19 protein-coding genes are annotated in these 14,282 nt (G+C 44.0%); 17 read left to right on the forward strand and 2 right to left on the reverse strand.

Annotated elements, in window-relative coordinates:
- Positions 1 to 110 precede the first annotated feature (110 nt).
- From CRO25_RS21610 to CRO25_RS21655, 9 genes are all read left to right on the forward strand, one after another.
- The gene (locus tag CRO25_RS21610) at positions 111 to 653 is read left to right on the forward strand and encodes an NUDIX hydrolase (RefSeq protein WP_079696412.1); all 543 of its coding nucleotides are present in this window, start codon (positions 111 to 113) and stop codon (positions 651 to 653) included.
- A gap of 61 nt (positions 654 to 714) precedes the next feature.
- Positions 715 to 1,218, forward strand: coding sequence for a DUF4275 family protein (locus tag CRO25_RS21615; protein WP_079696413.1), 504 nt, complete (start codon positions 715 to 717; stop codon positions 1,216 to 1,218).
- Positions 1,219 to 1,299: 81 nt separating this feature from the next.
- A complete protein-coding gene (locus CRO25_RS21620; RefSeq protein WP_079696414.1) occupies positions 1,300 to 2,334 on the forward strand; it encodes an alpha/beta fold hydrolase in 1,035 nt (344 codons plus the stop codon).
- 17 nt (positions 2,335 to 2,351) lie between these two features.
- Entirely contained in the window at positions 2,352 to 2,855 is a 504-nt protein-coding gene (locus CRO25_RS21625; RefSeq protein ID WP_079696578.1) for a GNAT family N-acetyltransferase, read from the forward strand.
- Positions 2,856 to 2,909: 54 nt separating this feature from the next.
- Complete coding sequence (locus CRO25_RS33995) at positions 2,910 to 3,887, forward strand: GNAT family N-acetyltransferase (RefSeq protein ID WP_256863724.1); 978 nt, start codon at positions 2,910 to 2,912, stop codon at positions 3,885 to 3,887.
- A 2-nt stretch (positions 3,888 to 3,889) separates the two neighbouring features.
- Positions 3,890 to 4,897, forward strand: coding sequence for an aminoglycoside phosphotransferase family protein (locus CRO25_RS21640; RefSeq protein WP_079696415.1), 1,008 nt, complete (start codon positions 3,890 to 3,892; stop codon positions 4,895 to 4,897).
- A 42-nt stretch (positions 4,898 to 4,939) separates the two neighbouring features.
- Positions 4,940 to 5,233: an RNA polymerase alpha subunit C-terminal domain-containing protein gene (locus tag CRO25_RS21645; RefSeq protein ID WP_079696416.1), complete on the forward strand. Its 294-nt coding sequence runs from the start codon at positions 4,940 to 4,942 to the stop codon at positions 5,231 to 5,233.
- Positions 5,234 to 5,381: 148 nt separating this feature from the next.
- Positions 5,382 to 5,888 carry a DUF2569 domain-containing protein gene (locus CRO25_RS21650; protein WP_176854728.1) on the forward strand — a complete coding sequence of 169 codons (507 nt, stop codon included), beginning with the start codon at positions 5,382 to 5,384 and terminating at the stop codon, positions 5,886 to 5,888.
- A gap of 79 nt (positions 5,889 to 5,967) precedes the next feature.
- Positions 5,968 to 6,582, forward strand: coding sequence for a histidine phosphatase family protein (locus CRO25_RS21655; RefSeq protein WP_079696418.1), 615 nt, complete (start codon positions 5,968 to 5,970; stop codon positions 6,580 to 6,582).
- Here CRO25_RS21655 and CRO25_RS21660 read toward each other — a convergent pair.
- Positions 6,574 to 7,008: a GNAT family N-acetyltransferase gene (locus tag CRO25_RS21660; RefSeq protein WP_179132230.1), complete on the reverse strand. Its 435-nt coding sequence runs from the start codon at positions 7,006 to 7,008 to the stop codon at positions 6,574 to 6,576. The genes CRO25_RS21655 and CRO25_RS21660 overlap by 9 nt on opposite strands.
- A gap of 79 nt (positions 7,009 to 7,087) precedes the next feature.
- Here CRO25_RS21660 and CRO25_RS21665 point away from each other — a divergent pair, with 79 nt between their 5' ends.
- From CRO25_RS21665 to CRO25_RS21700, 8 genes are all read left to right on the forward strand, one after another.
- Positions 7,088 to 7,744, forward strand: coding sequence for a pyridoxal 5'-phosphate synthase (locus CRO25_RS21665; protein WP_079696419.1), 657 nt, complete (start codon positions 7,088 to 7,090; stop codon positions 7,742 to 7,744).
- 21 nt (positions 7,745 to 7,765) lie between these two features.
- Positions 7,766 to 8,074, forward strand: a complete 309-nt coding sequence (locus CRO25_RS21670; protein WP_072734157.1) for a hypothetical protein — start codon at positions 7,766 to 7,768, stop codon at positions 8,072 to 8,074.
- Positions 8,075 to 8,142: 68 nt separating this feature from the next.
- Positions 8,143 to 8,712, forward strand: a complete 570-nt coding sequence (locus CRO25_RS21675; protein ID WP_079696420.1) for a GNAT family N-acetyltransferase — start codon at positions 8,143 to 8,145, stop codon at positions 8,710 to 8,712.
- Between the two features lie 65 nt (positions 8,713 to 8,777).
- Positions 8,778 to 9,068, forward strand: coding sequence for a hypothetical protein (locus tag CRO25_RS21680; RefSeq protein WP_179132231.1), 291 nt, complete (start codon positions 8,778 to 8,780; stop codon positions 9,066 to 9,068).
- Positions 9,069 to 9,182: 114 nt separating this feature from the next.
- Positions 9,183 to 9,371 carry a hypothetical protein gene (locus CRO25_RS21685; protein WP_097115813.1) on the forward strand — a complete coding sequence of 63 codons (189 nt, stop codon included), beginning with the start codon at positions 9,183 to 9,185 and terminating at the stop codon, positions 9,369 to 9,371.
- Between the two features lie 126 nt (positions 9,372 to 9,497).
- Entirely contained in the window at positions 9,498 to 10,466 is a 969-nt protein-coding gene (locus tag CRO25_RS21690) for a radical SAM protein (RefSeq protein WP_079696422.1), read from the forward strand.
- A gap of 203 nt (positions 10,467 to 10,669) precedes the next feature.
- Positions 10,670 to 11,656 carry a phosphodiester glycosidase family protein gene (locus CRO25_RS21695; RefSeq protein WP_079696423.1) on the forward strand — a complete coding sequence of 329 codons (987 nt, stop codon included), beginning with the start codon at positions 10,670 to 10,672 and terminating at the stop codon, positions 11,654 to 11,656.
- 2 nt (positions 11,657 to 11,658) lie between these two features.
- A complete protein-coding gene (locus tag CRO25_RS21700) occupies positions 11,659 to 12,672 on the forward strand; it encodes a bifunctional glycosyltransferase family 2/GtrA family protein (RefSeq protein WP_079696424.1) in 1,014 nt (337 codons plus the stop codon).
- 142 nt (positions 12,673 to 12,814) lie between these two features.
- Here the strand turns inward: CRO25_RS21700 and CRO25_RS21705 are convergent, their stop codons facing one another.
- The gene (locus tag CRO25_RS21705) at positions 12,815 to 14,272 is read right to left on the reverse strand and encodes a PTS transporter subunit EIIC (RefSeq protein WP_079696425.1); all 1,458 of its coding nucleotides are present in this window, start codon (positions 14,270 to 14,272) and stop codon (positions 12,815 to 12,817) included.
- Positions 14,273 to 14,282: the final 10 nt, after the last annotated feature.

The raw sequence follows: 14,282 nt of genomic DNA on the forward strand, positions 1-14,282 counted from the left end.
CATGAATTCCCGATGGGAAAAGTGGCCTTCTTTTTTCTTTTTTGATCTATAATGAGAGATAGAACTTATAATGGAAGATTTATTTTACATAGAGAGGATCGGATAGAAAAATGAAGACTTTGGATCGGGAACAGTTCCCGGCGCTCAGCACATCGATTCATTGGGGAATTGTTAAAGCGGAGTTTAGATTGAATGACATCGTGGATGAAACGCTGGTAAGCAATGTGAGCATTATCCCGTTTGTGGGGGAACGAGTGGTTGTTTTTCAGATCGATAACGGAAAATGGGAGCTGCCTGGAGGAACGTTGGAGGTAGGAGAGAAGTATATGGATGGTCTGCAACGTGAAGTGATGGAGGAGCTCGGAGCCAAGTTGGTCACGTATCGGGTGTTTGGACAATTTCATTGCATGTCGAGTGCACCTGAGCCGTATAGACCGCATATTCCACATCCTCATTTTGTGAGAATTATTGGCTATGGAGAGGTTGAACTCGTTGGCCAACCGCTGAATCCGATGGATGGGGAACAGGTAATTGCCGTAGAGGTTGTGGAAATTGGTGAAGCGATAAGGAGATTTGAAGAGCAGAATAGATATGACATTGCAGAAATGTACCGATTGGCCTATTTGCTTCGAGAAGAAGCAAACTTTGAGTAGTTGGAATGCTAGTTTATTATAAATCCTTAAATCTTAAATCCTACAAACTTCGGAGGTTATGATGATTAGAGATGAAATTAATGAGTTGCTGGATGCTCTACCGGACCATGAACTGAATGTGGTGTACTCGCGAATCGAGCTTGTGCACCGCAAATATATGTATAACAAAAATTTGGAGGACAAGGGGGTCCTTGTGACTGAATTGTGCGAGGAATCCGAAGAGGTTATACAGAAATGGGATAACACATTTGCCAAGAACATCAGTGAAGAGGTAAAAGAGGCCATCTATTATAGCCAGTACAAGTGGCATATGTTCAGTTATGAGAAACAGGATTGCCTAACAGACAATGCAGCACGAGATGCTTTTAATGCCGAAAATAATAACGAGGTGTATGTCATGTATCAACATACACCATTCATACAGGTATTTCAGAATGCGAATAAGGTCATCGCAGAAGATTTTGATTCGGAACAGGACATTTATATTTTTGACCAAGAATTCACATGGACGTATGTACATACCCATGAATCCAGGTGCGGACCGTATTTTTATAAAGTGAAGTAACAAGGAGCAGTAAGGAGTAACAAGTGAGGAGTTTGGAGTCCACTTAATAAACACACGAATATCTGCCGGAGGAGCCATCTGATGCGTAAGAGGTCGATTAAAATATTCAGACGCGCCATGCTTAGTATTCTTTTACTCGTAATAATCGCACTAATCTTTCCCACTTGGACCCCTGGGATCAAGGGAGAGAATAGTATCAGCACATTAGGACAGGTTGAGATCAATGGTGCAGGTCATGAGGTTATGATTCGCGGTGCGGATCGGAACAATCCCATCCTTCTTTTTGTACATGGTGGCCCTGGTTGCTCCGAGATTCCTTATGTAAGGAAGTATCAGCAGGAGCTTGAGCAACATTTTACTATTGTGCATTATGATCAACGTGGAAGTGGAAAGTCATATCATTTGTTGGAGGATTATTCGGATGTGACTTCAGATGTGCTTGTAGATGATTTGCTGGCATTAACGGATTACGTCACTGCCGAACTGGGGCAAAGAAAGGTTACGCTGGTCGGTCATTCATTTGGTACATACATAGGGACAAAAGCGGCGGCCAAAGTACCTGAAAAATTCGTTGCTTATATAGGTATTGGACAAGTAGCTGATACTGTGCAGAGTGAGTTGGATAGTTTGGAATATACGATCGCACAAGCGAAACAAGCCGACAGTACAGCTGATGCGGAAAGTCTGGAACGTCTTCGTGGTCCGATTGAGCGAGGCGAGCAGTATACACCAAGAAAGTTGGTTCGCAAATACGGCGGTGCAGCCAGACTTATTGATGACAACAGAGATTATACGCTCGGCTTCCTTCTGGGAACTGAATATAATGCGTTGGATGTGATTTGGTATTCCATGGGCGTGCAGGCTACACAGGAAATCCTCCTGAAGGAGGAGTCCACCAACCATTTGCCAGATATTGTAGATCAGCTGGAGATACCGACTTTTTTTGTTATGGGAAAGTATGATTATATGACGTCTGTGGATGCGGCAAGGGATTATTTCGATGAGCTTGGAGCACCCGAAAAAGATTTTGTTGTATTTGAAGAATCGGCTCATTACCCACAGTTCGAGGAGAAAGAACGATTTGCAGCGTGGTTAATGGGGGTATTAAACTTTTGAATAAGCGAGGGATCTTGATGGAGCAACTTAATACTAAACTCATAACTAGACTTGCATTACCGGAGGAAGCTTCCATTGTGTTGAACCTATGGCAAGAGTCTGCCCGGTGGCTGAACTCCAAAGAGATATATCAATGGCGTCCTGAATATTTCAATTTGGAACAAGTGATCGAATTCATGACTGAGGGATCTGACGTATATCTTGCTGAAATAAATCACGAAATCGTAGGGACGTATACCTTAACGTGGTCAGACCCCCTGATCTGGGAAGAACTCGACAACACCAATTCCGGGTACATACACCGATTCGCAGTGAATAGAGATTTTAAAGGGCAAAATATAGGTCTACTCCTTCTAAAATCAGCTGAAGAGAACATTAGGCAAAAAGGTAAGACCTTGATCCGGCTGGATTGCATGGCAGATAACCTGAGACTTAATCAATACTATAAAGACTATGGATTCCAATACATCCGCAGAATGAAGCAGGGGAACTGGAGCGCCAGTCTGTATGAAAAACAATGATGGTATCTCTATCGACTTCGTTAAGCTCGTAAGTGTATAAAAGGGGGACTATTCATGCTTTTATCCTATCATCCAATGAAAATAGCTGATGCAGGAAAAATCGTTACCTGGAAGTATGAAGAGGAATACGCTATGTACAGTTTCTCTGAATCCAATGAAGATATTCAAGAATTGATGAATGGGGAGTACTTTTCAGTCCTGGATGAGCTGGAGAGGTTAGTAGGATTTATTTGTTGTGGGGAATCAGCACGTGTACCGGGAGGAACCTCAATCGGACTGTATCAAGAAGAAGGATATCTGGATATAGGTCTTGGATTAGATCCAGATCTAACAGGACAAAAGATAGGGTCTGTGTTCCTTAAACAAAGTTTAGTATTCTTGCAAAACCATTTCAAAAGTTCTCAGTTTCGGCTGGTTGTTGCCACATTCAACGAACGAGCAATTAAAGTATATGAGCGGACAGGCTTCAAAAGAGATAAGGAGTTTTATAGCAAAGTGCATGACGAGGACATGTTATTTATCAGTATGAAACTGGAAATGTCCATCTACTCTTTTGAAGAAATAACGGAGCAGGATTTGACTGAAGTCAGAGAAATATATAACTACTATGTCTCCAACACGACTATCTCATTTCATACTGAAGAATTGACTCTGGAAGAAATCAAGGCTTCTGTCATGAACATAAATCCGCGCTTTAAATCATTTGTCATTAAAGAAGAGAACGAAATTCAAGGGTATGTGCTAATTACTCAATACAAGAGCAAACAAGCCTACGACTTCTCGGGAGAAGTAACCATTTATTTGAAACCGGATATCGTAGGGAAGGGTATTGGTGGAACGGCACTGCGATTTATAGAGAATGTTGCGCGCGAGCAAGGGTTCTACACCTTGATTGCTACGGTATGCATGGAAAACACACGCAGCAAGTCCCTGTTCGAAAAGCATGGGTATGAGCAATGTGCGATGTTTAAAGGCGTGGGATATAAATTTGATCGTAGATTGGATATTGGTAGTTTCCAAAAGGTGTTGTAAGGATGGATAATATTCAATATAATCTAAATTTCGAAAAACTCGTCGCTGAATTAGAACTTGGTGAGTTGATCAGTACACCCAAGGCAATCTCGGGTGGGCTTTTACATCGCATGTATGCCATTGAAACTACACATGCCAAATATGCTGTGAAAGCACTGAATCCTCAAATTATGAGTAGACCTACAGCTATGCAGAATTATATTCAATCCGAAAAAATAGCAAACGTGGCAGCAAATTTTATCCATGCTCAACCTGCCAAAGTGATAAACGGTTCTTCAATGCAGATCTTAGATCATCAATGTTATCTTATATTTGACTGGATCGACGGTAAAAGTCTGGAGCTTCATGAAGTAACCGAAACCCATTGTGAGCATATGGGCATGATTCTTGCGGATATTCATAAAACTGATTTTTCACAGCTTCATATTCCTGACCTTCAGTTAAATCATTCCAAAGAAATCGATTGGAATGATTATTTAACCAAAGGGCAGAAAGAAAATTCGGATTGGACGATCTTATTAGCTGATAACATTCAAAAGCTCTATGAGTGGAGTGCTCAGGCAAAAAAAGCATCAGTAATACTGGCCTCAAATACAGTTATTAGCCATAGAGATCTTGAGCCTAAGAACGTGATGTGGCAGCAGGAAAACCCCATCATTATTGATTGGGAATCAGCGGGTTATATCAATCCGATGCATGATCTGGCGGAAACAGCGATGTATTGGTCTGTGGATCAGACCGGAAACGTGGGCAAAGAAAGGTTCTTGGCTTTTATAAATGGATATCGGTCTCGAGTGGGGAATTTAAACGCCAATTGGAGAAGGGTTCTTGAAAATGGTTTTTCCGGGAAATTGGATTGGCTCGAATACAGTCTGAAACGCTCTTTGTGGATTGAATGCACAGACGATGAAGAGCAACAGTTGGGAACATCACAAGTCACATGGACTATAAAGGCTTTAAAAAAATACGAGGATATGATCTCCGATGTTGAGAACTGGTTGAGTAGCTAAATCCGAGATAATTGTTATCCGATACAGGAAGGGGTGACTAACATGGCAAACACTAAAGGAACACTAAGAACATGCGAACAAGGGCATTCCTATTACAAAAGTAGCGATTGTCCAACCTGTCCGGTATGTGAGAAGGAACGGAAACCGAAAGAAGGATTTCTTTCATTGCTGTCTGCACCCGCTAGACGTGCGCTGGAGAATCAGGGAATTACGACATTACAGCTACTCTCGCAATACACAGAAAAAGAGATTTTGAAGCTGCACGGGATCGGGCCTTCTGCGATGCCAAAACTTCGACAAGCACTTGAAGAAGAGGGATTATCTTTTAAAGAGTAACCCTCTTTTTTTTTGGTCAATGGCTTTAATTGGAGAAATTGGTATCGTATCTCTTCCTCGCATTGTATAATAATACAGTTGTGTAAAAGTTTACACGAGAAAGAGGAGTCATCTCAGAATAACAAAACAGAATAGGAGGTGTTATTTAGTGGAACCACAAATTGAAGAAAAGAAGGTTGATTATCGACCTTTGGGTATATCAGGACTTGGGGGATGGTTGATTCTTGTCCATATTGGACTTTATCTCACCATCATTATGCTTGTTGTGCAACTATTTCAATACCTTGTACCTTCAATGACGAGAGAGACTTGGGAGCTCTTAACTTCCAAACAATCTGACTATTATCACGCATGGTGGGGCCCGGTTCTCATTTTTGAAACGGTATATAATGTGCTGTTTTTAGTATTTGGCGTATATACGCTGATTACGTTTTATAGAAAGAAATCGATATTCCCTCGTCTTATGATTATGTTTTACAGTGTGAGTCTAGCCGTGGGCATCATTGATTATCTGTTGTTACTTCAGATTCCTATGGCGGTAGAACTTGAGGATGGAAGTTCGTTAAAAGGGATAGGTAGGACGGTACTCACCTGTGCCGTATGGATTCCTTATTTTATAAAATCAGTTCGAGTTCACAATACGTTTGTCAAATAAAAACATAAGCCCCGACCTAAGATGGAAGATCTAGGGCCGGGGTTTGTTATAAGAGGATTCAAATAGAGGAGGAGATATCTTGAAGATTTTCTTAGTAAGGCACGGCATGGATGAGGAGGGTTACAGAGGTGGTTGGAGTCAGCGAGGGCTCATTGAGGAAGGTATTACTCAATCTGAGAGACTCGGAGATTACCTGTACCTCCATTCAGAGCAATATAAGATAAACACGGTGATTAGCAGTGATCTTCCGCGTGCAGTACAGACTGCCAAAGAGCTTGAAAAAAGACTGAACATAAAGGGGCTTTATCTGAAAGACTGGAGAGAAATGAACAACGGAGATTTGGCTGGAATGCCAAATGAGGAAGCAGAAGTGAAATATGCAGGAGTTTATTTTAACACTCTTGGAATGGATAACCCGTTTCCAGGAGGAGAGAGTCCTCGGAATTTTTATAACAGAATCTGTACATCCTTTCGGGATTTATGCCGAAGTATAGAGGAGCAACAGATCAAATCGAATGTTCTACTGGTCACGCACGGCGGAGTAATCAACATCCTTTATTATCTCTTAGGAGACCAGAATTGGACCAATACATCGGAGTTTCATTCTATAGGGAATACCAGTGTTCATACGGTTGAAAAAGGAGTAAATGGTTGGGAGTTTAGCAGCATGAATATGATGAGTCATCTAGGTTAGAGTCTGAAGCAGACGTACTATTTCACCATCTATTACTTCTTCACTAGTTTTTATAAACCCTAAATATTCATACAACTTTCCTGCAATTAGATTGTCTGGTCGGTGTCCAATCATGATTCTTGTGCAATTTGAAATACGCATAAGCTGAATCAAAGTTTTCATTGCTGCCTTGCCATAACCTTTTCCTTGATGCTTCTCGTCAATCATTATGGCAGGAATCCAGTAGTTATCATCCTTGTCTGGGTTCGCACAGAATACGAGAAAACCGACTAAAACCTCTTCCGAGTAAATAGCACGTAATTCAAAATCATCAACATATTTAGATTCAGCAATCCAATAAACGACAGGTGCAGGAAAGATATTAAGTTGTTCTGCCTTAACTTTAAGCTGGGTACATTCATACCAATTTTCATTAGAACATATCAATCATTTCAAAATAAAGAGTTGAGAAAATGGCCTACTACGCTACAACGGAATGAAATGGAAGTATAAGGAGGTTGCAGATATGATTAATAAACCAAGTGATTTGTTGCGTGGGTTGAAGTCCTTGTCTGGACCTTTTCCGACTTGGGATACCGAACAGTTACCGGATCGACCAGGGGATCTTTTTCTGGAATGGTTGAGACTGGCCATTGATTATGAGGTGAAAGAACCTCATGCGATGACGATTTCGACAGTGGATTCGAATGGTTTTCCTGATGCACGAGTATTGATAATGAAAGACGTAGTTGACGAAGCTTTTTATTTTGCATCTGGCTCGGAGAGTCGAAAAGGACAGCAGCTGGAGAACAATCCGCATGTGGCACTGACCTTTTACTGGCCTACATTGGGCAGACAGATCCGCATAAGAGGAGAAGCCGTGGATATGGGCGAGGAAGCAGGTGCAGCGGATTTTCGGAAAAGATCGGCAGGTGCGCGCGCAGTTGCGATGACAGGACGACAGAGTCAGGAGCTGGAGAGTGAGGAAGAATTGGAACGCGCCATTGCCGCTCAGAAAGAGCGGATCAGCCGGGATTCTGATGTCATTACACCGAATTGGAGACTGTACGCCGTGAACGCAAAGGAAGTTGAGTTCTGGCAGGGAGACCCGGAGCGAAAGCATGTGCGAATCCAATATGTTCTGCAACATGGGCAATGGAAGCAACGGCGATTATGGCCGTGATTTGATAAAGGGGGGAATTGTGTGAGTCGTAGAACTACAGGGACACTGCTGCTGGTCATAGCGGCATTTCTATACGGTGTTCGATATTTGAGTGCTGCCATTTTTGGTTCTGGTGTGGCTTCGTGGAATTCGGAATTGTTTCAGGAGATGCTGAATTATGTGGGAACCGCTCCGCAAAGTTGGAGTATAGCTGCTTTAATCCTGGGTTTGTTCTATTTAGTATGGGCGGAATATGAAGCAACCAGCTCCAAAACCAAAGAAAGTCTCAAGCGTTTTGTGAGTTATGAATCTGTAGATCAAGAAGCGGGAAGCCAGAACAAAACAGATTAACTGGATAGTGTGAGTTCTTATCAGCAACAGTTGCTAAATTAATTTGTATAAGCTGGGGAGGCATACATATGAAGTCCATTGAAAGTTATTTTGATCCATTTCCGGTATTGGAAACAGAACGATTGCTCCTTAGGCCCATTACCTATGCTGATCTGGATGAGATGTACCGTTATTGCGCGGTTCCTGCTGTATCGGAGTACACAACTTGGGACGCACATCAGAGCAAGGAGGATACGAAAGCCTTTATTGATTTTGTGACGAGTCGATATGAGGTGGATAAGCTGGGGCCATGGGGGATTGAGGATAAACAAACGAAGAAGTTGATTGGCAGCTGCAATTATTTAGGATGCGACAGCAACAGTATGAGGGTGGAATTAGGTTATGTGTTATCCAATGAGTACTGGGGCCAAGGCATCATGACGGAAGCGGTTAGCCGAATCATTCAATTTGGATTTGAAGACATCGGGTTGGAACGAATTCAGGCTAAATGTCTGGTGGGTAACATCGGCTCCGCAAAGGTCATGGAAAAGACAGGCATGAAATTCGAGGGGCTTTTACGGAGTTATATGAAAATTAAAAACGAAATGCAGGATTTGAATTTGTATGCGATGACCAGAGAAGATTTTCAATCGTTATAACCTGCTGAACATGTTTGAAAGGAATGTTAATGTTGACCAAAGGAATACTATTTGTTGTCCTTTTTATGACTCTTTTAAGTAACTCTGAAGTATCCGATAGTCTGTCCGAAGTCTCTAATCTGTCTCCTGCGCCTACGATATTTACAGAAGAAGAATTTAAAGTGCAGAATAAAGCAAAGAATATCACCATTCAAATCGGAGATACTCGAGCAGAGGTTGAGCAGCAGTTGGGGAAACACGTGGATTATTATTATCATACGAATGTTTACCAGTATAAAGGGATGTGGATTCATTACAAAGAAGGAATTGTGGATGGAATCGTGATCGATGATGCGGCTGCAAATTCCAAAAAATAAAAAACGCCAAGTGGCATAGGTTATGGCAGTACAATTCAAGAGGTAATCCAGCAATACGGAAAGAAAGCCTTTATTGATTCTAATCAAAGAAAAGTACGCTCAATTACGTATCTCATGGAGAGAGATAAACAAGGCAACTACAGTGTAATAACGTCATTTGATAAATTCGTACTTGAAGGTGGCTATGAAAATTTGATGATTCTATCCATGGTGATCGATCAGCAAAGTCGTGTGTCATTCTTGATGATTGCAGACTATGAATTTGCATATCATCCTGAGCATAGATGGACTGAAACTCAATAAAATGGCTGGGGGGTACTCTGTTTTTAACATCCCAACGTACATAATGTCATATCGTGCATCGACCGGGATCCGCTATAATCTCCAAGTTGAAAAAAACATGGATAAGGAATCGGGAGGTACATTGAATTGACAGCGAAAAACAAATATAAATCACTTGAACTTGAAACACCCGGCGTATATGAACTGGAAGGACTGGAGGTCGGCGTGACCTCCAATTGCAATTACAAATGCGACTATTGCTGCGCCTACAATCGGGACGATGGGCAATGCATCAGCGGTCAAGAAGTGATTCGAATTATTCGTGAGCTTCCGCGGCTCAAGCGGGTGCGTTTGTCCGGGGGAGAGGTGACTCTGAAATATCAGGATTGCCTGGAGATTGTGACCTATTGTGGGAAACATGGCATCGACACGCAATTAAATACCAATGCCAGCCTGCTAACGGAAGAACGAATTCATGCTTTGCGGGATGCAGGCTTGTCCAATATTCATATATCTTTTAACTATACAGACCGGGAAGCTTATGCAGCATATTACCGTGTACATCCCCGCATGTATGAGCGCTTGGAGCAAAACATCCGTCTTTGTGCTGAAGCGGGGCTGGAAACCGTGCTAGAAACGCTGTTATTCGAAGGAACCCAAGCGAACATGCAAGCTATTAGCGATAAAGTCTATGAACTGGGTGTGCGCATCCATGAGATTCAGAACAGCATCGTGATGCCACACAGTAAATGGAGCAAGATTGCCTCCAAGGAGTCCCTCATCCAGTCCGTAAATGATCTGATCAATCACAAGAAAGAAGATACGACATTATATTTTACCTGTATGGATCGTTTCGCGGAGCAATTGGGGTTACGAGAACAACCGGGTGTGTATTTCTCCAATTGTGTGGATGGGACGAAGCAGCTGCATTTACACGGTAATGGGGATATTCTCATCTGTGAGTTATGCCACCCAGTCGTGATCGGCAATATCTACGAGGGTACGTCTTTGAAGGATATTTATACCAAGCAACCACAAGCGTTAATGGATTATCTAGAAAAGCAGCCCTGCCCTGCATACGATGCTCTTTTTACTGGTGAACAGTCACGTTTATAGAAAGTTGTTTAGCATCGTACTTGTCCCTATTTGGGTACATATATAGATTGAGATCCATCATTATCACTTATATGGAAGGTTGTCTGATTTCCTCTCGGGGGAAAGGATGACCTTCTTTTTTTGCGTTCAGCCTGTTTCAGATTCATTTAAGCTAGCCCGCCTATGATGAGCCTTAAGAACTTAGATGAAGAGGTGAACTTCACATGATGAAGATCTATCCAAAAACCAACGAGAACGACCCATATAAAAATGCAAAACCAAGGCGCAAATGGCTGATGATCACCCTTGTTATTGTTCTAGGCCTTGGTACCGTGATATACAGCCTGGCAGATCGCTACTTAATCCGGCATGTACAGGTTGTTGTAGCGGATGACAATACATCAGCAACCAGCACCTCCAGCGATACTTCAACCCCGGCGACTGAAGTGAATGCAACGTCAGATGACTGGAACTATTCCAGCAATGATATGCAGGTCAAAATCGACAAGGTGCAGACGGGGTCCGGCTCAGATCAGATTACGTATTACGTCGCAGATGTACAGCTGACAGATGCGAGTAGCTTGCGCTCGGCTCTGGCAGATAACAGCTTTGGCACGAATATTACCGAAAACACCTCAGAGATAGCAGCGGCCAACAACGCCATCTTTGCGATCAATGGTGACTATTACGGCTTCCGTGATGATGGCGTAATTATTCGCAATGGTACGGTATATCGGGATGATCCGGTGCGTGATGCGATGGCATTGTTCAGTGATGGCACGATGAAGACATATAACGAGACGGAAGTATCCTCATCGGAACTGCTGGCGGAAGGTGCGACCAATACGCTATCTTTTGGACCAATTCTGATTCAGGACGGTGAGATTGTAAGTGACTTCAGCAGTGTGAAAATCGATAACAACTTTGGTAACCGGTCGATCCAGGATGCCAATCCGAGAACTGCAATCGGCATGATCGCCCCGAATCATTATGTATTTGTTGTGGTTGACGGCCGGCAGGATGACAGCCGTGGCATGACGCTGGCAGAGCTTGCCGATGTCATGAAAGGTCTTGGAGCAACGGAAGCCTACAATCTGGACGGCGGCGGTTCATCCACAATGTATTTCATGGGTCGGGTTGTTAATAATCCGCTGGGGAGAAACCAGGAACGCGGCGTAAGTGACATCCTTTATCTGAAAGAGGGACAATGATCATGACCATATTAATTCCATCATACGAACCGGATGTTCGTTTATTGAATCTCGTGTTGCAGTTGCAGACGTTTCAGTTAGGACCCATTGTCATTGTAGATGATGGTAGCGGACCAGGTTACAGGGGGATTTTCGAGACGGCAGAAGCCTATGGGTGTACAGTCCTGACACATACGGTTAATCTGGGCAAGGGACGTGCACTCAAGACAGGATTTCAACATATTAAGGAACATGGCCCACAGGGCGGTATTGTGTGCGCAGACAGTGACGGCCAACATCTGCCGCATGATATCAAACGCATCTTTGATGTACTATTGGAGCAAACGAACCCGGGGATTGTACTGGGAAGCCGTCGGTTCAGTGGAACCATTCCAGCGCGCAGTCGTTTTGGCAACACGGTCACACGAGGTGTCTTTTCTCTCACGACAGGTACGAAAGTATACGATACACAGACAGGCCTGCGAGGTTTTCCGTACTCGATGCTGGACTGGCTGTGCCAGATACCGGGGGAACGATTTGAATATGAAATGAACATGCTGCTAACAGCACATAAAGAAGGGTATGAGATTACAGAGGAGTTTATTGATACGGTCTATCTGGATCATAACAAATCTTCTCATTTTCGCCCATTGGTAGATTCATTCCGCATTTATATGCCGATTCTGATGTTCAGTACGTCTTCGGTGTTATCGGCCTTGATCGATTTTGGCTTACTGTTCGTGATCCAGTATTTCACGCATAATCTGTTCCTATCGGTCTTTGCAGCGAGACTGTGCAGCTCCATCTTCAACTATACGATCAATCGGAAATATGTATTTTCAGCTGGGAAAACGTCCAGAGTCCGTCAGTCTTTACCGAAGTACTTCTCACTGGTCATTCTGGTGCTGTTATTAAATTACGGATTGTTGTACTTCTACAATGAAAAATTGATTATCCCGCTGATTGCAGCCAAGCTGTTAACAGAGGTATCGATCTTTGTGTTCAGCTATTGGGCGCAGCGCAGATTTGTATATTAACTTTGTATATTAAAACTCATAGACCAAAAGAAGACACGGCCACTCAAAAGAATATCATGCGCTTCTTGGTAATAAAAAAGGTCGAGAACAGGGTAAAGCATACCCCTGTTCTCGACCTTTTGAACTCAAAGGAGGACGAGCGTTACATCAGTTTCTTAATCTCATCCTTCAGAATTTCGGACTGGGTGCCGAAGATGACCTGTACAGCTCCGCCACCAAGCCTCATGATGCCGGAAGCGCCAAGCTGTTTGAGGGCCTGGTCGTTGATGGCTTTGTCGTCTTTAACAACAAGACGGAGGCGAGTGATGCAAGCATCGATGCTCTCGATATTATCTGTTCCACCGATCTCGGCGAGCACTTTGCCAGCCTTGGTGTCGCCAGACGCCGCTGCCACGGCGGAAGCATGAGTGTGGCCATCGGCATCATAAGCGTCATCCTCGCGTCCCGGCGTTTTCAGGTTGAACTTGAGAATCATGAACCGGAACAGGAAATAATAGACGACCGCAAATGCGAGTCCGACTGGAATCATGAGCAGCGGATTGGTCGATAGCTTCATGTTCACGAGGTAATCAATCAGACCTGCGGAGAAGGCGAAGCCCAGCTTAACATCCAGCAGGTACATGATCAGGGCCGCTACACCGGTAAGAATAGCGTGCACCACATACAGCAGAGGCGCCGCGAACATGAAGGAGAACTCGAGCGGTTCGGTAATACCCGTTAAGAACGAAGCCACCGCTGCGCCGATAAAGATCGAAGCGACCATTTTCCGCTTTTCAGGCCGGGCTGTATGAATCAAGGCAAGCGCCGCCGCCGGAAGAGCGAACATCATAATCGGGAAGAAGCCAGACATGAACATGCCTGCCGTAGGGTCTCCGTTGAAGAAGCGGGTCAGGTCCCCGTGCACGACTTCCCCGGCTGCATTGGTATAATCCCCGATCTGGAACCAAGCGATGGAGTTGAGGACATGATGCAGACCGAGCGGGATGAGCAGGCGGTTGGCGATCATGAACACCATGGAGCCAAAGCCGCCAAAGCCTACAATCCAGGCGCCGAAAGCGCCGATGGCATCCTGAATCGGGCTCCAGATCATGCCGATCAGGATGGCCAACACCAGCATGGAGCCGGCGGTGACCATCGGCACAAAGCGTTTGCCGGAGAAGAAGCCGAGCCAGTCAGGAAGCTTGATATTGTGGTATTTATTATACATATAGGCTGCAAGCAGTCCGGCAAATATCCCGCCCAAAACGCCCGTATCCAGCTTGACATCGTCAGGAATATAACCGAATACACCTGGAACGGCTCCCAGAATCCGTATCAGCACCATATAAGCGATCAGGGCGGAAAGAGCGGCGACCGCATCCCCCGCAAGTCCGATTGCCACCCCGATGGCGAAGATGAGCGCAAGGTTGCCGAAGATCGCCCCCGCTCCCTCATTCATGAATGGAACTACATACTGATTGAGAAATCCCCCTATCACGGGTCCGAGCGGAATGTCCTTTTCATAATTAAGAAGACCCAAGCCTTGAAGAATACCTGCTGCAGGTAGGGTTGCCACAGGAAGCATCAGGGATCTTCCCAGCTTTTGCAGTGCTTTCAGCATATTGTTCTTC

It is taken from the genome of Paenibacillus sp. RU5M (assembly GCF_900221055.1).
GTDB lineage: Bacteria > Bacillota > Bacilli > Paenibacillales > Paenibacillaceae > Paenibacillus > Paenibacillus marchantiae.